Below are 20,340 nucleotides of genomic sequence, written 5' to 3' on the forward strand. Positions count from 1 at the left end.
CCGAATTGTCACGACAGTCACAAACCGCTCTGCACTGATTTGGCGCCGTCGGTTCCTGGGTATTCCGGACAGTCCAGCCCGCCAATTCAAGGGAGCTCTCCGTGACCAACGCCGCCGCATATGAGGTATGGCCAGGCAAGGCCTACCCATTGGGCGCCTCCTACGACGGCTACGGCACCAACTTCGGGGTGTTCTCCGAAGTGGCCGAGCGGGTCGAACTGTGCTTGTTCGACGAGGACGGAACGGAGACTCGAATCGTTCTGCCCGAGGTGGACGGGTTCGTCTGGCACGGCTACCTGCCAGGCATCGAACCTGGCCAGCGCTACGGATACCGGGTGCACGGCCCCTACGACCCCGCCGAGGGGCAGCGCTGCAATCCGAACAAACTGCTGCTGGACCCGTACGCCAAGGCCATCGACGGTCACTTCGACTGGAATCAGTCGCTGTTCGGCTACACCTTCGGCGACCCGAACAGCCGTAACGACGACGACTCGGCGGCGAGCATGCCCAAATCGGTGGTCATCAATCCGTACTTCGACTGGGGTGTGGACCGCCCGCCGCAACGCGAATACGCCGACAGCATCATCTACGAGGCACACGTCAAAGGGTTGACCCAGACCCACCCCGACATCCCCGACGCCATCCGGGGAACATACTCAGCGATCGCGCATCCCGCGATCATCGAACACCTGAAGTCGATGGGCGCCACGGCTATTGAACTGATGCCGGTGCACCACTTCGCCAACGATTCCACCCTGATCGACAAGGGCCTGTCAAATTATTGGGGCTACAACACAATTGGGTTCTTCGCCCCCGACAGCAAGTACTCGGCCAGCAGCACGCCCGGCGGCCAGGTGCAGGAATTCAAGGCAATGGTGCGTTCGCTGCACGAGGCCGGTATCGAGGTGATCCTCGACGTCGTCTACAACCACACCGCCGAAGGCAACCACCTGGGGCCGACGGTGTCGTTCCGCGGCATCGACAACAGCGCCTACTACCGGCTCGTCGAGGACGACAAGCAGTACTACATGGACTACACCGGAACCGGCAACAGCCTCAACGTCGGTCACCCGCATTCACTGCAACTGATCATGGATTCACTGCGCTACTGGGTACTCGAGATGCACGTGGACGGCTTCCGCTTCGACCTCGCCGCGACGCTGGCCCGCGAGTTCTACGACGTCGACCGGCTGAGCACCTTTTTCGAACTGGTGCAACAGGATCCGACAGTCAGCCAGGTGAAGCTCATCGCCGAGCCGTGGGATGTCGGTCCCGGCGGCTACCAGGTCGGCAACTTCCCTCCGCAGTGGACGGAGTGGAACGGCAAGTTCCGCGACACCGTCCGCGACTTCTGGCGCGGAGAAGACGCCAGTCTCGGCGAGTTCGCCTACCGGCTGACCGGTTCACCTGACCTTTACGAGCACACCGCACGCCGACCGGTCGCCTCGATCAACTTCGTCACTGCGCACGACGGCTTCACGTTGCGAGACCTGGTGTCCTACAACGAGAAACACAACGAAGCCAACGGTGAGGGCAACAACGACGGCGAGAGCAACAACAGCTCGTGGAACTGCGGCGTGGAGGGGCCCACCGACGATCCCGAGATCAACGCACTCCGGGACCGCCAGCAGCGCAACCTGATTGCCACAACGATTTTGTCGCAGGGCGTCCCGATGATCTGTCACGGTGACGAACTGGGTCGTACCCAGGGCGGCAACAACAACGGATACTGCCAGGACAACGAGATCACCTGGATCGACTGGGCCGGCGCCGACACCGAGCTGCTGGAATTCGTCGCGTCGGTGTCAGCGGTGCGTGCAGCCCATCCCGTATTCCGCCGACGGCGGTACTTCACCGGCCGGCCAGTTCGGCAGCGCGGAAGCGAAGGCCTGCCGGACATCTCCTGGTTCCGCCCGGACGGGTCGGAGATGAACGACGAGGACTGGGATTCTGGCTTCGGTAAGTCGGTGGCGGTCTACCTCAACGGGCACGGCATCCCCGATCTGGACGCCCGAGGTCAGCGGGTCACCGACGACTCGTTCGTCTTGTGCTTCAACGCTCACCACGAACCCATCGAGTTCACCCTGCCGCCGCCCGAGTTCGGTAAGGCTTGGCAACCAGTCGTCGATACCGCGACCGGGCTCGGGGAGATCGACGATGCTGCGGCGGTAAAGGCGGCGGGGCCGTTACGGCTCGAGTCTCGGTCGATGCTGGTGCTACGCGCGTCGGAGTAGGGCGCCCAATCGCTCGAAATGCGCTTCGGGCAACGAGATTTGGGAACACGGCCGATCCCCTCCCCTCCGGGGGACCCGCCATGACCCGTCTGGCGCTAGGCCCAATTATCACAATGGGGAACGCGCGAAGCGCACTTTTCGCAAACCTGAATTCAAGTATTTCCAGTCACGCAGCAACCGTTCAGGAAGCAGCGCCATTGGCGCTGCTTCCTATCGCGGTGCCCGCCACATCCGCCCTATCGCGGTGCCCGCCACATCCGCCCTATCGCGGTGCCCGCCACATAGGCCACAACGACGGCCCGCCCTCGGGCAGCTCGATCTCCCCGGTCACCTCGAAGCCGAACCGCTCGTAGTAGGGGACGTTGTCGGGGTTACTCGACTCCAGATAGGCCGGCGCGTATTCGGCGTCGCACCGATCCAGCCTGGACTGCATGAGCGCGTGGCCGAAGCCGCCGCCCCGCACGATGGGGTCGCTGCCGATGACGGCCAGATACCAGTGCGGTTCCTCCGGATGGTTGGCCTTCATCAGGTCGGTGACCGCCCGTCCGGCGGCCAGCCGACCTCGAAAGGCGCGCACGACGCCGGGCAGCATGGCGAGTTGCTCGCGCGGTGACTGCAGCCAGCCCCCGGGGGGATCCCACAGCGCGGCGGCCGCCACCCCGTCCTCGGCCAGGGCGACCTCGCAGCCGCGGCCGGCCAGGAAGTGGTGGCGAGTCAGGGCACCGAACAGTCCCGGCAGTGCCGCCGTGCGGCGGTCGGTGTCCGGTTGCACCCAGGCCATTACCGGGTCGTCGTGAAATGCCCGGGCCAGCACCCGCGCCAGCGCGGGTATGTCGCCCTTGCGGGCTGGGCGGACGTCGATGGGCACCACTGCAGGTTAGCCACCCAAATTAAGTTCGGCCTGTCGCTGAGACCACTCCCACAACCGGGTTGCCTGCTCGGGGTCAACGGCCCAGGCCGCGTAGCCACCCTCCGTGCCTTCCACGAATGGTTCGGCCAGCCGACAGTCCTCCAGATACCGCCCGCCGAGCCCCCCGAGTTCGGGGCTGGTGGCCGCCCACACCGTGGTGGCCGCACCGTGCACGACGTCGGTCACCTCGAGGTTGGCCAGCGTGCCGCCCTCGCTGAAATCATCACGGGTCATGTGCCGGGCCAGGTCGGTGTGGACCACCCCGGGATGCACGGCGAACGAGTGCACGCCGCGGGGGCCCCAGCGTCGCTCGGCCTCGACGGTGAACAACACGTTGGCCGTCTTGCTCTGCCCGTAGGCCTGCCACTTGTCGTAGGCGCTTTCGTCGTCGTAGTTGGGATCCGCCCAGCGGATCCCGCTCAGTTGGTGCCCTCGGCTGCTGAGGTTGACGATGCGGGTGCCGTCCCCGAACACCTCGGCCAGGCCGGTGGTGAGCACGAAGTGACCGAGATGGTTGGTGCCGAGCTGCATTTCGTAGCCCTGCGCGGTGCGGGTCAGCGGCGGCGCCATCACCCCGGCGTTGTTGATCAGAACATCGATGCGGTCGTGGCGCCCGGCGATGGCTTCGGCGGCGGCGCGGGCTGAGCGGAGGTCGCCGAGTTCGAGTGGGACCGTCTCGCAGTCGATGGCCGCGCGGGTCTTCTCCACATCACGTACCGCGGCGATGACCCGCGCCCCGGCCGACTGCATGGCACGGGCGGTGTGCAACCCCAGGCCTGTCGAGGCACCGGTGATTACGACGGTGCGCCCGGTCAGATCGACGCCGTCGAGAACGTCGGCGGTGGTCATGGTGCTCGTCGTGGTCATGCCGGATCTCCCGTCTGGCCGGTGGCGGACCGCCGCCCGTTTCAGGTGCACCGTAGCCTCCCCGACCACCCCGTCGGCGTTCAGGTTGTCGGCGACGGTCGTTGCGTGCCGGCCAGGTCCGTGGCGTCCGGAATCTGGCAGTTCCTCAGCGATCTGAGCCCCGACGGTCCGGATCGACGGATTCGCGCCAGCGTGACGCCAGGTGCGTCGCCCCGGCTGCCGTCGCGGCACACATTGCCAACAACGCCGCCGAGGCCACCCAGTCCACACCCGAAGGGAGGTCGGTGTGCAGCGCAAAGTAAGCCGGCCACGATGTCGCCGCGTAGCCGATGGGAAGGATCATCACAGTGATGGTGAAACCGGTCAGCAAGCGGCGCCAGCCGCTGAGTGGGCTGGCCAACGCGTAGAGAAGGAACCCACCGACCATCGGGTAGGTGACGGCTTGGGGTGCAACACCGAGGTATTTCATCGGCGGCTCACCGTAGTAAGTCCACAGTTGCAACGAATTCCCGAAGATCTCCACACACGCCACCGAGACGAACAGTATGGCGGCCGCGATGTGCAGTGTGCGGCGAGGTACCCCCGCTTGCATGGCCTTGAACACCAGATACGGCGCCAGTCCTACCCACGGTAGATAACCCAGCACCAGGAACCACGGTATCGACCTCCCGAATGCGTGATATGCCATCGGGTTGTTCTCCGCGTACACGATCTTGCCCAGGATGTCGTAGATGGGTTCGTTCAGCGCCGCGAGAAGCGCTGCCCCGCAACACACAACCGGCAGCGCGTCGCGGTGCGTCAGCGCCAGTCGGAGGGCCGTGGCCAGTGCCGCGGCGACGAGAATTACGAAGATTCCCAAGAGGATTCGCGGGTCGATGACCGCGATCAAAGGCGGCGGTCCGGGCAGTCCCGAGTCGGCAAGGTACATGATCAGGCTCCCGCGCGCTGATGAGAGTTCTGGCTGCCAGCCCCGGCTAACGATCCGCTCGCTGTCCTTCGGCGACGACGATGCCGTCCGGTCTTGCCGCCTGTCGGGTGCGCAACTCGGAAGCGACGAAGGCAGTCAGCCCGAACGACATCGCGATGGCATAGGCCGCCGCAACATATCCGGCCCACTGCGGTGCATCAGAATGCAGCGCCAACCACACCGGCCACGCACACGCAGCGTGGGTCGTTCCGAATGCGGTCGCCGGCGTCACCAGGAACGCCGCGCGGCGCCAGCCCGTCAGACGGTCCTCCAAGGTGAGTACCAACCACACTCCCACCACTGCGGCCGCAGCATTGACGAAAGCCCACCACAGCGGAAAACCCAAGAGCTTCAAGGGCGAGAAGTCGTAGTAGAGGCCAACACCGAGCACGCTGACGCCCAGATACTCCACGATCAGATCCATGACGAACACCGCGGCGAACACCTTGTAGATCGACAACCCGTTGCCGACCAATCGAGATGCGATGTATACCGCGCCACCCCAAAACAAGGAGTAGCCCATCAAGAGGAACGCCGGCTGCGGCACGCCCATCCCGACGTAGACCACCCATGGGTTGTCGTGGGCGTACCAGACCTTGCCCAGGGTATCGACGGCTGGTTCCAAACCCATGGAGATGAGACCGCCGGCCAGCATCACCAACGGCAACGCATCGCGCTGACGGACTGCGTAGACGGCGCACCAGATCACCGAGACCACAAATGCCGCACCGACGACCAGGGTGTACGCCCACGCCGACGGTGACGCGGTGACCCACTCCGGACGTCCGCCCAATGCCACCACCGACATAACCATCGGGCTACCCACGTCCACTCCCATACCCCTCGGGAGCCGATTTGCCCAGTTGAGAGCCGATAGTTGTCATCGCCTCACGATAATGTGAGCATTAACTCATGTCTACTCACGTTCGTGAGGACGGTCCCGATGCTTCGAAACCCGGGATTCGGCGTCCTGTCCAGGCGAGATCGCGGGCCAAGGTCGATTCGATCCTCGGCGGAGCCGCTCGCGTACTCGCATCCCGCGGTTACTCAGCGACGACGACGAATCACATCGCCGACGCCGCGGGCGTCAGCATCGGGTCCTTCTACCAGTACTTCACCGACAAGGACGACGTAATTCGAGCTGTCGCGACCATGTTCGCCCGTGAGGCGCTGACATTCTCCGGAGAGCACATCCACGACGGTGACGACGAGGCGACGCAGGTCCGGGCGTGGCTTGACGCGGTCTTGTCGCGCGCGACCCAGGACGAAGCCTTGATTCGCGTGCTCTTTCGGGAAGTGCCCTACACCTGGACCATTCCGGGTGTGCGTGAGGTCATGGACGAGTCACTGGCGGTGATCGAACGCCTTGGGCCGCTGAACCGCGTCGACGCTGCCCGCAAGCGAGATCAAGCTTTCGTGATCTTCAGGTCCATGCTGGCAGTCATCATTGACGTCGCTGCCGACCCGGTTCTTCAATCGCGACGGGAGAACATCGTGGACGAGCTGGCCCGCATGATCGAGTGCTATCTCATGTCCACTCGAGATCAGTCCGATTGAATCAACAACGCCCGGTACCGATGTCACCCGTCGAGAGAACTGCGCACGTTCGCACCCTCGGTGAACATCTCGAAGATCAGTCGGGGTCGGTCGCCCGGTTCCACGTCCATCGACAGCGGTCCCGAATGGTCTTCGAGCGCGATCGCCAGTGCGGTGAACGCCACCGCAAGCCATTGGGCCGGAAGGTCCTTGCGCACAATCCCGGCCTTCTGCCACTGACGCATCAGCGGTATGAGTCCGATCGGGTCGGCACCACTGTGCAGGACCGGTGCCGTCCCGACAAGAAAGCGGTACCGGTCGCCGAAGTCGGTGATCGCGGCAGCGAGCCGCCTCACCGCATCTCGACTCGGGTCAAGTTCAGCGATCTCGTCGACGAGCCGCCGACCTTCTGTGGTGGCACGTTCCGTGAGGCGTGCGATCAAGGCCTCCCGCGTCGGAAAGTGCCGATACAACGTGGCCCGGTGAATACCCACGCCCGCCGCCAGGGTCGTCATTGACGCATCGGCGTCGGTGCGCAGCACGTCGATTGCGTACCGCATTATTTGATCTTCGACGCGGCGGGCATCCGCTCGGCGCCGCGGAGTCTCGACCACCGAAGAATTATCTCAGAGCGCCATTCACGGCAGCGGAAAGTAGGAGGGCAGCACGATCGGCGGAGTCGTTCGCATGATGGAGAACAGGTTCCATGGCAGGAAGTAGCCCACCAGATAGATCACCTCAAGGAAGGCGAAGATGGCCAGCAGGCGAAGGACGGCGGCCGGTCGCTGACCTTGGCTGATCCCAGGGAGTGCCCGCTCGACGAACGAGTATCCGTTCTCGTCGCGATACCACCTTAACGCCGTCAGCACGGTCCACACCAGCGCGAAGAGAAACGGGTTGTACAGCGGCCAGGCGTATTGCGTTCCCTCCCAAAGGGTTAGCGGCTCGAAGGGTCGGACGTTGACCATGGCGCCGATGCGGAGGTAGACGTTCTCCGCGATGGCTTCCAGAGCCATGTTGGACAGGAAGACCAGTCCGAAGGCGCGCACTGGCCCCCAGGTCGGATGCCGACGCTGAACGTAGGCCAGCAGGCGACATCCCGACCGGACGGCCAGAAAGAACGCCCATGTGTAGGCGCCGAAGACGAATCCGATGGGCACCGCCCACAGATGCGGATCGGGGCTGTTCCAACCTGGAATGAAGCCGCCCCACGACCCGACGTTGAGATGGTGCGCGTTGTACTGGAAGGAAAACACCCAGTAGTTGTCCATGACGTCCCAAAAGTTCAGCATGAACGCCGCGATCACGAACAGCCCGTCGAATCCCAAGGGCCGCCGCGCAATCAGCGGCCGAACCACCACCCATCCGACGATTCCGACAAATGCGGCGAACTGAATCCACTCGAGCGCATGCATGAGCAACAGCTGCAACGGCGGCATCGGATCGTCACCCGGGGACACCGAGCTCACTCCCCCGGCTACCCACCGCCCGAGCGAGTAGCAGGCAAAGACGACGGACGCCGCACCGAGGATCGGCCAGAAGTTCCCGATCCAGCGGCGACTGGACGGCCGGGGGCTGATTTCTGGCAGCACTGCGGACATGAAGACCTCCTGGAGACCACTAAATGCGACAGCAATGTCGCACATAGGCCTCGGGGTGGTCAAGACTCGTCGGCGTCGCGAACCGCGGCGCTACTCGCCCCGGTCATGCCGGATCGCCCGTCTCGCTGGCAGTGGATCGCCATACCGGCGGCCGGCTCTCCCGCCAGGCGGCCGGCCCTTCCGCCGCATCCGGGCCGCCCATCAATGTCAGGTGCACCCTGGTCTCCTGCGCCGCCACCGCGTCGATGGTCTCCTCGGCCCACAACAGCCGCTTGCTGTAGGCCACCGATGCAGGGTTGGCGTTGACGGCAACGTCGCGAGCCAATTCCATTGCCGCGGAGAGCACGTCGCCAGCCGGCAGGGCGCGGCTGGCGATCCCCAACGCGGCGGCCTCACTGCCGGAGAACGTGCGCCCGGTGAGCAGGACGTCAGCGGCCACGGCCAGGCCGACGGCGCGTTTGAGGGTGTAGTGCACCGCGCAGTCGCCGACCATGCCCCGACGCACCTGCGGAATGGCCAGCTTGGCGTCTTCGGCCACCAGCCGGACGTCGCACTGCAGCGCCAAAGTCAGGCCGATGCCGATCGCAGGCCCGTTGACCGCGGCGATCACCAGCTTGCGCACCCGCCAGGCCGGTGGCTGCACGGGTGACGCGCTGAACCCCTCCGCAGGACTGTCGAACACCGCGGCCTGCGCGGTCATGTCGGCGCCGGCGCAGAACGCCCGGCCTGCACCGGTGACCACGACGGCGTGAACGGTGTCGTCGGCGTCGCAGCGACGGTAGGCCTCGCCGAGCTGGCGAGCGGTGTCACCGGAGAATGCGTTGAGCCGCTCCGGGCCGTCCAGGGTGATCAGGGCGACGCCAGAAGAGTCGACGTCGACGCGGACGGTGGTTGCCATGCTGCGACCCTCTCTGCTCAACTCAGTGCCGTGGTGATGCCCAGCGCCAGCACGCATAGCACCACCACGGCGGTCGTGACGACGTAGCCGATCAACGCGGTGCGCCCGATCACAAACCGGCCCATGATGTTTCGGTCACGGCCCAGCCCTATCATCGCGACCATCAGTGGCACCAGCAGCACAGCGTTGAGCACCTGGGTACCGACCAGGATCGCCACCAACGGCGCGTTGGGAACCAGCACGATGCCCGCGCCGATGACGGTGACGATCCCGTACGTCAGATAGAACGTCCGCGCATCGCGGTAGGAATCGTCCATCGCGGCTTCGACGCCGGCGTATTCGCAGACCGAGTAGGCGGTGGACAACGGCAGGATCGAGGCGGCCAGGAAGGCGGCACCGATCAACCCGACGCCGAACAACGTGGCGGCAGCGTTACCGGCGAGCGGCTGCAGCGCGATCGCGGCGTCAGCGGCGTCGGTGATGCTGCGCCCGTTGCGATGCAGGGTCGCCGCGCAGGCCACCACGACGAAGAATCCGATCACCCCAGTCAGCACCGCGCCGGTGATCACATCCACCCGTTCCAGCGGCAGGTCGTCGGTGCGCAGTTTCTTGTCCACGGCGTAGGACTGCATGAATGCCAGACCCCACGGTGCCAAGGTGGTGCCGAGCGTCGCGGTGACGATCGCGATCGCGGAACCGGTCATCGGCATGGTCGGCACGAAGGTCCCGTGCAGTGCCGCACCCCAGTCGGGCTTGGCCAGGAATCCGGAGGCGATGTACGCCAGGAAGACGGTGGACAGCAGTAACAGCAGATGCTCGACGCGATGGAAGCTGCCGCGCAAGACGAGCAGTGAGACCGCCACCGCCGCGACCGGCACGCTGACGTAGCGGCTGATCCCGAACACCTCGAAGCCCGCTGCAATACCGGCGAATTCGGCGCAGGTGGTGCCGACATTGGCGACAACGAGAGCGGCCAGCACGCCGCCACCCACGCGGACGCCGTAGCGCTGGCGCACCAATCCGATGAGCCCCTGGCCGGTCACCACTCCCATCCGGGCCGCCAGGCTGTGGAAGACGATCAGCGCGACGGTGGACAACAACAGGACCCAGAGCAGCTGATAGCCGTGGTCGGCGCCCAGCACCGAGTAGGTGGTGATGCCGGCCGGGTCGTCGTCGGACAAGCCGGCCAGCAACCCGGGCCCCAGGACAGCCAGCAGCGCGCCGAATCTCGTCGCAGTGCGGCTCGGGGTCCTCATGGCTTCGGCTCGTTGACGTGGTGGCGTCGCGGCCACACCCGAGAGCGCAGGAATCGGCGGCCGCGCAGCACTGGCGCATGTGCCAGGCGTTCCCGCCACCGCCGGGCGCGGTCGGCCGGCATGGCCGCGACAATCCGGGCCGCTTCGGTGCGGGGCAAGGCGCGCAGGATCCGCTCGCCGACCACCGGGTGGGCGACACCAACGACCTCGGCAGCGATATCCGGGCCCCTCGCCACGAGGATCTCGGAGGCCGACTCGGTGTCCATGCGGCCGACGAGGGCGGCCAGTCCGCGTGCGTCGAGATGGTGTACCGCGGCGAGCGGACTGGCCAGTTGAACGGCGTGGCCCCGCTCAGAGGTCAAGTGCAGGTCCGACCAGGCGATGGCGTCGCGCGCGGCAGGGCCCGCGATCCGGCCCAGCTTCAGCCGCCGCAACACTGCGCCGAACCCGACTTCGACTCCGGCCAGTTCGAATCGACCGGCCGGGGTGCGCGCCAGCACCACGTCGGCGACCCGGGCCAGACGCTGCCCGACGACGTCGACCACTTGGGTGTCCAGGACGTCGCGCACCAGCAGGATCTCGCGCTCATCGAGGGTGGCGGCCGCGAACCGTTCGGCACCCGCGGCATCGGCGCTCAGCACCACTTGGCTGGGCCCGAAGTCGGTCACCTGGTCCCATGGCACCAATAGCGAAGAGCCGTTCCGGCGCGTAATCAGCAGACGTGCCACCAGCTGGGGACCGGATTCACCCAGGCTCGCGGTCAGGTCGGCGAGCCGGCCGAGCACCCGCCCGTCGGATCCAAGGACGGCGCCACCGGTGACGCCGCTGAGTAACAGCACGCTGGAAGCATGCCTGATGGCCGGAGTGGTTCAGCGCAGGTCGTTGATTAATGCAAATGCATCACGTTATGCTCCCTGCGCCTTAACGCTGCGAGCCCGAGGACGGCATCATGTGGGACTTCGAAACCGACCCCGAATACCAGAAGAAGCTCGACTGGGTCGAGGAGTTCATGCGTGAGCAGCTTGAGCCGCTGGACTTCGCACCGCTGGACCCCTACGAGAAAACCAACCCCGAGGTGCTGCGGGTGCTGCGCCCGCTGCAGCAGCAGGTCAGGGACCAGGGGCTGTGGGCCGCGCACCTGGGCCCGGAGTTGGGCGGGCAGGGCTACGGGCAGGTGAAGCTGGCGCTGCTGAACGAGATCGTCGGCCGGTCTCGCTGGGCGCCTTCGGTTTTCGGATCACAAGCGCCGGACTCCGGAAACGCCGAGATCCTCGCCATGTTCGGCACCGACGAGCAGAAGAAGCGCTACCTGCAACCACTGCTCGACGGTGAGATCTCGTCGTGCTATTCAATGACCGAACCGCACGGCGGTTCCGATCCCGGCCTGTTCACCACCCACGCCGAACGCGACGGTGACGATTGGGTGATCAACGGCGAGAAGTGGTTCTCCTCCAACGCCCGCAACGCCTCGTTCTTCATCGTCATGGTGGTGACGAGCCCGGAAGCCCGCACGCACCAAAAGATGTCCCTGTTCATCGTGCCGGCCGAGACACCCGGCATCGAGATCATCCGCAACGTCGGCGTCGGCGGCGAGTCCGACGATCGCGCCGGGCACGGCTACATCCGCTACAACGACGTCCGGGTGCCGGCCGACCACGTGCTCGGCGGCGAGGGGCAGGCCTTCGCGATCGCGCAGACCCGGCTCGGCGGTGGCCGGGTGCACCACGCCATGCGGACAATAGCGCTGGCCCGCAAGGCTTTCGACATGATGTGTGAGCGAGCGGTATCCCGGCAGACCCGCCAGGGGCCGCTGGGCAATTTCCAGATGACGCAGGAGAAGATCGCCGACAGCTGGATTCAGATCGAACAGTTCCGGCTGCTGGTGTTGCGCACCGCCTGGAAGATCGACAAGTACCACGACTACCAGTTGGTGCGCCGGGACATCGCAGCGGTCAAGGTGGCCATGCCGCAGGTCCTGCATGACGTCGTGCAGCGCGCCATGCATCTACATGGCGCGCTGGGGGTTTCCGATGAGATGCCGTTCGTGAAGATGTTGGTGGGTGCCGAGTCACTGGCCATCGCCGATGGGCCTACCGAGGTGCACAAGCTGACGGTGGCCCGGCGCACCCTCAAGGAGTACGAACCTGTCGACACGTTGTTCCCGTCCCAGCACATCCCGACCCGGCGCGCGGCCGTCCAGGCCCGGTTGGCGCAGCTGCTCGAACACGAGGTCGCCGAACTCTGATGGCGGCCGACACGTCGGCCAACCTGGTGGCCGCCGCCGAGCGGTTGTTCGCCGAGCGTGGGGTGGACGCGGTGAGCCTGCGGGAGATCGCTCGCGAGGCCGGGGCCCGCAACGTGATGGCGGTGCAGTATCACCTCACCGACCGCGCGGGGGTGTTGGCCGCGATCGCCAACAAACACCTGCCGATGGTCGATGCTCGTCGCGGTGCGCTGCTCGATGCGATCGAGGCCGAGGCGGCGCCGTCCATGCGGTCAATGGCCTCGGCCCTGGTCCGGCCGCTGGCCGCCAAGCTCGCCGACCCCGACGGCGGCCCGGCGTTTCTGCGCATTCACGCCGATCTGCTGAACCGGCCGGTGCCCACCTTCGATTTCACCGGCCACTCCAGCAGCCTGCAACGCTGGCGCCGGCTGCTTGAGCCGTTGTTCGATCCGGTGGCCGTCACGCTGCATCCCCGGCTGGGAGCGCTGGTGTACACCGCGGTCGAGTTGGGCCGCCGCGCAGCCACCGCGCCGCACGCCGACGACCGGCTGTTCATCAGCCACCTGGTCGACACGGTCGCCGCGATGCTCGCCGCAATGCCCTCGGAGGAGACCCGATCCTTGGCGAAGGAGCGCCAGGCGCGCCGGCCCAGGCGAGCATCGGCCGCACCGGACCCGGCGAATTCCGGTCGCCGTCAATAGACCGACTTGCCCGTCAGCACCCACGCCCACCAGCGCAGGAACCGGCGTGACATGCCCCAGGGGGTCCTGGTGGGCGCCGATGACACCATCCCAGCGGCCATGACGTTGTGCGACCATGTCTCGTATGAGGTACGAGGTTAGGCAAGGCTATGCTTCTATGGCGTTCGGGACGCTGTGCCGTGGCGCCTGAAGCGACGGTTGGCCAGGCCGAACAGGGCGACCCGATCGCCGTCGTCGGCATCGGCTGCCGGGTAGCGGGCAACGTCACCACCCCGGCCGCATTCTGGACGTACCTGATGGAAGGCCGCAGCGACGTCCGGGAGATTCCCGAAGAACGCTGGGAGCCGTACCTGCACCGAGACCCGCGCAACGCCGCCGTGTTGCGGGATGTGACGCGTCGGGGAACCTTCCTCGACGCCCTGGACGCCTTCGACGCCGAGTTCTTCGGGGTGTCCCCGCGCGAGGCAGAGTTGATGGATCCTCAGCAGCGCCTTGCCCTTGAAGTGAGCTGGGAGGCGCTCGAGCACGCGGGTATCTCTCCGCGCTCGCTGGCCGGCAGCGACACCGCCGTGCTGATGGGCGTGAACTCCGACGACTACGGCAAGCTCATCATGGAAGATCTGCCCGGTATCGAGGCGTGGACCGGAATCGGTACCTCGCTGTGCGGCATCGCCAACCGGGTCTCATATCTGCTCGACCTGCGAGGACCGAGCGTCGCCTTGGATGCCGCGTGCGCAGCGTCGCTGGTCGCAGTCCATCAGGCCTGCCAGATGCTGAGGGCGGGCGAGACCTCGCTCGCCCTGGCGGGCGGCGTCAGCGCGCTGATCGGGCCCGGGCTGATCCGAGTGCTCGACGAAGCAGGCGCCACCGCGCCCGATGGCCGGTGCAAGACGTTCGACGAGTCCGCCGACGGGTACGGCCGCGGCGAAGGCGCCGGTGTTGTTGTGCTCAAGCGGTTGGCCGACGCCACGCGTGACGGTGATCGGGTGCTCGCCGTCGTGCTCGGCGGCGCCGTCGCTCAAGACGGCCGAACCGTGGGGATCATGTCGCCCAATGGCGACGCCCAGGCGGCGCTGTTCCGACGGGTGTGCGAAAGTTCGCGTGTCTCACCGCAATCCGTGGACTACGTCGAGGCGCACGGCACCGGTACGCCGACGGGCGACCCGGTCGAGGTCAACGCGCTGGCGGCTGTCTACGGAGCCGGTCGCGACAATGACGCACGGTGCCGGATCGGATCCGTCAAGCCAAACGTCGGCCACCTCGAGGGCGGAGCCGGCGTGATCGGGCTCATCAAGGCGGTGCTGGCCCTGCACCACAAGGCGATTCCGCCGACTGCCGGCGTACGCCAGCTCACCTCGGCGGTGGACTGGGCAGCGAGCGGACTTCGTGTTCCCACCACAGTCGAACGGTGGGAATCCGTTGACCGCCCACGCCGCGCAGCCGTGTGCAGCTACGGATACGGCGGCACCATCGCTCACGTTCTGCTGCAGGAGGCTCCCGAGTCTCACGTCGAGGCGGTCGACGCACCGCAGGCCGACACGCCCCTAATCGTGCCGTTGTCGGCCCGATCACACGAGCGTCTGAAGCACCACGCCGATGCGCTGGCCGATCACCTCAGGACGGTATCGTCGCCGGTCGCCGAGATCGCCGCCACGATGTGGCGACGCCGAGCACACGATCCGATCCGAGCGGCAGTCATCGCGGCGGCACCTCATGAACTCACGTCGGGCCTGGACTGCATCGCGCGCGGGGAAACCACCGCAGACGTGACCACCGGGCCGGCGCTGCCCGGTGAGACCCGTGCGCCGGTATGGGTGTTCTCCGGTCACGGTTCGCACTGGGTCGGGATGGGCCGCGAGCTGCTCGATACCGAACCGACCTTCGCGCGGGTCATCGATGAGGTTGACGAGGTGTTCGCCGCCGAACTCGGATTCTCCGCCCGCGACGCGTTCACCACCGGTGAACTCGGTAGTACCGACCGCATTCAGGCGTTGACCTTCGCGGTGCAGGTCGGCCTGGCCGCGGTGCTCGGCGACCGTGGGGTCACGCCGGCCGCCGTGATCGGACACTCGGTCGGCGAGGTGGCAGCCTGCGTGGCAGCCGGTGTGTTCGATCTGCGTCAGGGCGCAGCGCTCGCGTGCTACCGAGCCCGGGGGTTTCGGTCCGTGCTGGGCCAGGGTGCGATGGCACTCGTCCGACTGCCGTTCGCCGAAGCCGAAGCCAGGTTGACGGGGCACACCGACGTGGTCGCCGCCATCAGCGCGTCACCCGAAACGACGGTGATCTCCGGTGACACCGACGCCGTGTTGGCCATCACTCACGCGTGGAAGGCCCAGGGCATCGAGACACGCCAGGTCAACACCGATGTGGCATTCCACAGCCCCGCGATGGACGCTCTCACCGGCGAGCTGGCGCGGCTGGTCGCAGGTCTGCACCCGTCGCGCCCGCCAGCGGTGCCGTTGTATACGACCGCCCTCGACGATGCCCGCTCCCAGGCACCGCGCGGGCCGGAGTATTGGGTGGCGAACTTGCGCGGCCGGGTTCGATTCGCCGAGGCGATCACCGCAGCAGCCGAAGACGGCCACCAGCTGTTCCTGGAAGTATCCGCGCACCCCGTTGTCTCGCACTCGATCGTGGAGACGTTGCTGCATCTGGGCATCGATGAACACGCTGTTGTCCCGGTGCTGCGCCGTGACCAACCTGAGCGTCGCGCCGTTGCCGTCGCGGTCGCGTCGTTGTGGTGCCACGGCGCCGAGGTCGCGCCCGCTGTCGCACCGACAGATCCGTGGGCCACGGACCTACCCGGCACGCAGTGGCGGCACAACCGGTTCTGGCGGGTACCGACACAGCCTCCCGGAGTGCGCGGTGTTCACGACCCGCAGAGCCACACCCTGTTGGGTGGACGCATCGATCTCGCCGGCACCCCCGACACGTGTCTGTGGGAGACCCAGCTGGACATGTCCACTCGTCCCTACCCGGGCGACCATCCAGTGCACGGAACCGAAATTGTCCCTGCCGCAGTACTTTTGAACACATTATTGACCGCCGCCCACGGCGGGGAGGACATCGGCGCGCACTGCATCGGGCTTGCCGACGTGCGACTGCGCACACCGGTACTACCGAGCCGTCCGCTCGATCTGCAGGTGGTGCGCAACGGCCGGGGGCTGACGCTGTCGACGCGGCGGACCGGCGCGGACACCGCAACCGACGGCTGGCTCACGCACACCAGCGCCGTCATCGCGGTCGGGGACGATATCGACGAACTTCTTGCCTCACGCCTCGATTTGGACGCCGCGCGGGTGCGCTGTGCTGAAGCATTGCCGCCGAATCACGTCATCGACACATTGGCCGATCTCGGCGTAGCCGCGATGGGTTTCGACTGGCAGATCACCGAATTGATGCGTGACCACGGGGAAATCTTGGCAGTCGTGAAGTCGAATCCGCACGGTGCGGGTGCGACATCGTGGGCCTCACTTGTCGATGCGGCCACCTCGACTGCGTCTACGGTCTTCGATACGCCCGGTGTTCGGCGCTGCCTGCGGATGCCCGCGCGTATCGAACGCGTGCACGTCCACGGCCCTGCCCCCGCTACTGCGACGATCCTCGTACGGCGACGGCCGGAGGGGATCTGCACAGATGCAGCGATTGCCGATGACAACGGCACCGTGCTGCTGTCTATCGCCGGGATGGCGTTCGAAGAGCTTGAAAATGACGGAGTTTCGGCGAACAACACCCAACGCATGGTGCATCACGTTGGATGGCGCCCGGTGGGCGTCCGCCCCGATGAACACCCCAGCGGAGTCGTGCTGGTCGGCGGTGACGGCGAGGGACTCAACCGCATGATCGACGATCTGGCGGCCGCCGGATTGCCCTATCGAGCCATTGAAGACCCCGCGGATATTGGTGTCGGCGAGACGATTCCGGACACCGACCGGTTCCCCGCCGAGCTTGGCGCCACACCCGTGGTCCTCGTGCTCCCGCGCACCGACGACACTCCCGAAGCCTCAGTCGATCTTGTGCTGAGAACGCTTGTGCGGCTGCAGAACTTCGGAATACAGACCCGAGTATGGGTCAGGACCACCGGCGTACATGAAGGTACGAACCTCAGCCAGGCACCGTTGTGGGGGCTGGCCAGGGTGGCCGCAGCAGAGCATCCCGCGCTGTGGGGCGGCGCTGTCGACGTACTCGACGGTCGGTTCCCGTTCGCCATGCTCCCCTCGCTGCACGGTCACGGTGTTGTCGTTGTCCGCGACGGTGTCGCCCAGATCGCGCGGCTGGCACCGACTGTTTCGCGTCCCGCGTCGGGCGCGCCTCTGCAGTGCTCACCGGGGGGCACATACCTGATCACCGGTGGCACCGGCGTTCTCGGGTTGCGCATGGCGCAGCGCCTCGCTGATTTGGGGGCACGCAGGCTGCTGCTGTTGTCGCGCTCAGGTGTGTCGCCGCGGTCCCAGTGGGCGGACGAGCCCCGCGGTGAAGCCGTCGCAGCCATCACAGCACTGGAAGCCCAAGGCGTGTCTGTCCATGTCGCTGCGGTCGACATTGCGGCCTCCGATGCCGCCGACACGCTGCGCGCCGTGATGGCCGATCTGCCACCTGTGCTCGGCGTGATCCACGCTGCGGGCGTGGAGGCTGGTGCACTGCTGATGAATACGAGCTCCGAGGACATCGCCGCCACGATGCGGCCCAAGGTGCACGGGGCACTCACGCTGCACCGGCTGTTCCCGCCCGAGCAACTCGAGTGGATGGTGCTGTTCTCCTCGTGCGGGTATCTCGCGGGCTTCCCGGGCCAGGGCGCCTACGCGTGTGCGAACTCGTTCCTCGACGTGATGGCGCGGCACCGCCGCCGCCTGGGCGACCGCACCACCGCGATCGCCTGGACAGCATGGCGCGGCCTCGGCATGGGGTCGACATCGGAGTACGTCGCGGCGCAACTGGACGCATTCGGGATGGGAACCGTCACCGCAGACGATGCGATGCGCGCGCTCGATATCGCCATGCGCGACGATGACCCCAATATTGTTGTGCTGCCGTTGCTTCCGTCGGCCACAGCGCTACCCATCTTTGCCGACGCCGTGTCGGATCCAGAGGATGAAGCAGATTCCGACGGCCCGGCTCACCCCACCAAACCAGGCCGGGTACTCGACCCGGACTCACTGACGCAGGAAGTCCTCGGGGCGGTGTCCGTCCAGCTCGGAGTGCCCGGCACCGAGGTGGACCCGGAGGTGCCGTTGTTCGAACTTGGCGTCGACTCGATCATGGCCGTGCGATTGCGACGTGAGCTCGAGAAGCAAACCGGGCTCTCGTTGCCGCCAACACTGCTGTGGGAGCATCCCACCACCGGCGCAGTCACCGAGAAGTTGGCGGAGCTGTTGGGTTTCTCGCGCGAACCGCAGGAGGTCGAGTCGGCGTGATCGCGGCGGTCAGCTGAGAATGCTCGCGACGAGCTTCTTCTTGTCGACCTTCCCCACCGCAGTCATCGGCAACGACGGCACCGGTACCACCATGTCCGGGCGAGCGTGCTTGGAGGCTCCGCGCTCGTCGAGAAAGGCGTTCAGCTCCACCAGACCGATCGGCGGTCCGCTGAAAACAACTGCCGCGCAGATTTTTTCACCTAGATAGTCGTCGGGCAATGCGACTGCGGCAGCCGAGTACACGGCCGGATGAGTCACTAGGTGGTCTTCGAGGTCAGTGGCCGATACGGTCTCGCCGCCACGGTGGATCACATCCTTGATCCGGCCCGTCACCTCCACATAGCCCGCTTGGACGCCGTCGGCACTGATACGCACACGGTCGCCTGTTCGGTAGAACCCGTCGGGACTGAAGGATCGTGCGTTGGCATCGTCGTCCCGGTAGTACCCGTTGAGTGTGTAGGGGCCGCGCACCAGAAGCTCACCTTCCTCGCCGGGAGCTACCGGCGCACCCGACTCATCGACGACCCGCATCTCGTCGTGCGGTGACATCGGTCGCCCCTGGGTGTTCATCACCACATCGACCGGATCTCCGGGTCGGGTGAAGTTCAACATCCCCTCAGCCATGCCGAAGATCTGCTGGAGCCCGGTGGTCAGCCCGTTGTAGATGTAGTTCGCCTCGTCGGGCGACATTCGCGAGCCACCCACCTGAACCAGGCGCAGCGATGTCGGAAGCACCGGCTCCCACTCGCAGGCCTGCGTCCAGACCTTCGCCAAAGCGTTGACGAGTCCGGTGACCGTAACCCCGTGACGGTCGATCAAGTCGAACGCCGATTCCGGGCTGGGGTCGTCGGTGAAAACGACGGTGGCGCCGACGCTCATCGCGCCGAGCAGGCCCGGGCAGGCGAACGGGAAATTGTGCGCGGCCGGAAGTGCGACCAGGTAGACGTCCTCGTGCACGAGCTCGCACGCTTGCGCACATGCCCTCGCGTTGTAGGTGTAGTCGTCGTGGGTGCGAGGAATCAGCTTCGGTAATCCGGTTGTGCCGCCGGACACCAGGAGCACAGCGGGCATGTCGGTGTCGGCGGTCAAGGCCGGTGGGGCGCCGCCGTCCGATTCCGCCAGTGCAGACCAGGATTGGAACGTGCCGGGCTCGCCGTGCACGAGCACATGCTGCAACTGTGGACGATTCTCAACGAGAGCAGCGGCCATCTCGCGGTAATCGAATCCGCCGGCGACGTCGGCGATCACCATGCCGACCGCCCCGCTGACGTCGGCGAAGTGTGCGAGCTCGGCGGTGCGATGCCCGGGTAGGCACATCACCGGCACGGCCCCCGCGCGCAGCAGTGCGAATACGGCGACGGCGAACTCACGCGAGTTGGGTAGCTGCAGCAGCAGGCGATCGCCCTGTGCGATGCCCCGGGCCGCCAGGCCGGCCGCGAACCGGTCGGCGAGCGCATCGAGATCGGCGAAGGTGTACTCGCCCTGGGAGTCGATCACCGCGGTCTTCTGGGGCCAGTTACCGGCGGCCTCGCGCAGTATTGTGTCGAGACGCCGACCCAGCCAATACCCGGTCCGCCGGTACTCGGCAGCACGGTCTTCAGGAAATGGCACGAAGCCGTTCCTGAAATCGGATTTCTCGTGGTCAGAATCGGTATTCATCGGCGAAGATCAACCCCTCGACTGGGCCCTGTCAGCGTCATTTCCTATAGGGTAGCCTCCACTAAGTTAGGGC

At 66.2% G+C, this 20,340-nt stretch carries 15 protein-coding genes; 5 read left to right on the top strand and 10 right to left on the bottom strand.

Annotated features, from left to right (window positions below; all coding sequences use genetic code 11):
• Positions 1-101: 101 nt before the first annotated feature.
• Positions 102-2,234 carry a glycogen debranching protein GlgX gene (gene glgX, locus G6N38_RS10220; RefSeq protein ID WP_163747422.1) on the top strand — a complete coding sequence of 711 codons (2,133 nt, stop codon included), beginning with the start codon at positions 102-104 and terminating at the stop codon, positions 2,232-2,234.
• Between the two features lie 262 nt (positions 2,235-2,496).
• On the opposite strand, the gene G6N38_RS10225 is transcribed toward glgX, so the two are convergent.
• The 4 genes from G6N38_RS10225 to G6N38_RS10240 all read right to left on the bottom strand — a co-directional run bounded on the left by G6N38_RS10225 (position 2,497) and on the right by G6N38_RS10240 (position 5,804).
• Positions 2,497-3,102, bottom strand: a complete 606-nt coding sequence (locus tag G6N38_RS10225; RefSeq protein ID WP_163747423.1) for a GNAT family N-acetyltransferase — start codon at positions 3,100-3,102, stop codon at positions 2,497-2,499.
• Between the two features lie 9 nt (positions 3,103-3,111).
• Positions 3,112-4,011: an SDR family NAD(P)-dependent oxidoreductase gene (locus G6N38_RS10230; RefSeq protein WP_163747424.1), complete on the bottom strand. Its 900-nt coding sequence runs from the start codon at positions 4,009-4,011 to the stop codon at positions 3,112-3,114.
• A gap of 145 nt (positions 4,012-4,156) precedes the next feature.
• Positions 4,157-4,939: a hypothetical protein gene (locus G6N38_RS10235; RefSeq protein ID WP_163747425.1), complete on the bottom strand. Its 783-nt coding sequence runs from the start codon at positions 4,937-4,939 to the stop codon at positions 4,157-4,159.
• Between the two features lie 46 nt (positions 4,940-4,985).
• Positions 4,986-5,804, bottom strand: a complete 819-nt coding sequence (locus G6N38_RS10240; RefSeq protein ID WP_163747426.1) for a hypothetical protein — start codon at positions 5,802-5,804, stop codon at positions 4,986-4,988.
• Positions 5,805-5,890: 86 nt separating this feature from the next.
• On the opposite strand from G6N38_RS10240, the gene G6N38_RS10245 reads away from it, so the two are divergent.
• On the top strand, positions 5,891-6,535 hold the full coding sequence (locus tag G6N38_RS10245; RefSeq protein ID WP_163747427.1) for a TetR/AcrR family transcriptional regulator: 645 nt from the start codon (positions 5,891-5,893) through the stop codon (positions 6,533-6,535).
• A 23-nt stretch (positions 6,536-6,558) separates the two neighbouring features.
• Here G6N38_RS10245 and G6N38_RS10250 read toward each other — a convergent pair whose 3' ends face one another.
• The 5 genes from G6N38_RS10250 to G6N38_RS10270 all read right to left on the bottom strand — a co-directional run bounded on the left by G6N38_RS10250 (position 6,559) and on the right by G6N38_RS10270 (position 11,108).
• Positions 6,559-7,074 carry a TetR/AcrR family transcriptional regulator gene (locus tag G6N38_RS10250; protein ID WP_163747428.1) on the bottom strand — a complete coding sequence of 172 codons (516 nt, stop codon included), beginning with the start codon at positions 7,072-7,074 and terminating at the stop codon, positions 6,559-6,561.
• 78 nt (positions 7,075-7,152) lie between these two features.
• Complete coding sequence (locus tag G6N38_RS10255) at positions 7,153-8,115, bottom strand: spirocyclase AveC family protein (protein WP_163747429.1); 963 nt, start codon at positions 8,113-8,115, stop codon at positions 7,153-7,155.
• A gap of 103 nt (positions 8,116-8,218) precedes the next feature.
• Positions 8,219-9,013 carry an enoyl-CoA hydratase/isomerase family protein gene (locus G6N38_RS10260; RefSeq protein ID WP_163747430.1) on the bottom strand — a complete coding sequence of 265 codons (795 nt, stop codon included), beginning with the start codon at positions 9,011-9,013 and terminating at the stop codon, positions 8,219-8,221.
• A 17-nt stretch (positions 9,014-9,030) separates the two neighbouring features.
• Positions 9,031-10,269 (bottom strand): NRAMP family divalent metal transporter, encoded by a 1,239-nt coding sequence (locus G6N38_RS10265; protein WP_163747431.1) that lies wholly within the window; start codon positions 10,267-10,269, stop codon positions 9,031-9,033.
• On the bottom strand, positions 10,266-11,108 hold the full coding sequence (locus tag G6N38_RS10270; protein WP_163747432.1) for a magnesium and cobalt transport protein CorA: 843 nt from the start codon (positions 11,106-11,108) through the stop codon (positions 10,266-10,268). The genes G6N38_RS10265 and G6N38_RS10270 overlap by 4 nt, the downstream gene beginning before the upstream one ends.
• Positions 11,109-11,218: 110 nt before the next feature.
• Between G6N38_RS10270 and G6N38_RS10275 the strand changes: the two genes are divergently transcribed.
• From G6N38_RS10275 to G6N38_RS10285, 3 genes are all read left to right on the top strand, one after another.
• The gene (locus G6N38_RS10275) at positions 11,219-12,514 is read left to right on the top strand and encodes an acyl-CoA dehydrogenase family protein (protein ID WP_163747433.1); all 1,296 of its coding nucleotides are present in this window, start codon (positions 11,219-11,221) and stop codon (positions 12,512-12,514) included.
• Positions 12,514-13,194, top strand: a complete 681-nt coding sequence (locus G6N38_RS10280) for a helix-turn-helix domain-containing protein (protein WP_163747434.1) — start codon at positions 12,514-12,516, stop codon at positions 13,192-13,194. The genes G6N38_RS10275 and G6N38_RS10280 overlap by 1 nt, the downstream gene beginning before the upstream one ends.
• A gap of 179 nt (positions 13,195-13,373) precedes the next feature.
• Positions 13,374-18,608, top strand: coding sequence for a type I polyketide synthase (locus G6N38_RS10285; protein WP_246227847.1), 5,235 nt, complete (start codon positions 13,374-13,376; stop codon positions 18,606-18,608).
• A 9-nt stretch (positions 18,609-18,617) separates the two neighbouring features.
• Here G6N38_RS10285 and G6N38_RS10290 read toward each other — a convergent pair whose 3' ends face one another.
• Positions 18,618-20,267, bottom strand: a complete 1,650-nt coding sequence (locus G6N38_RS10290) for a (2,3-dihydroxybenzoyl)adenylate synthase (protein WP_163747436.1) — start codon at positions 20,265-20,267, stop codon at positions 18,618-18,620.
• Positions 20,268-20,340 lie beyond the last annotated feature (73 nt).

This window comes from Mycolicibacterium helvum, from assembly GCF_010731895.1.
Classification (GTDB): Bacteria; Actinomycetota; Actinomycetes; order Mycobacteriales; family Mycobacteriaceae; genus Mycobacterium; species Mycobacterium helvum.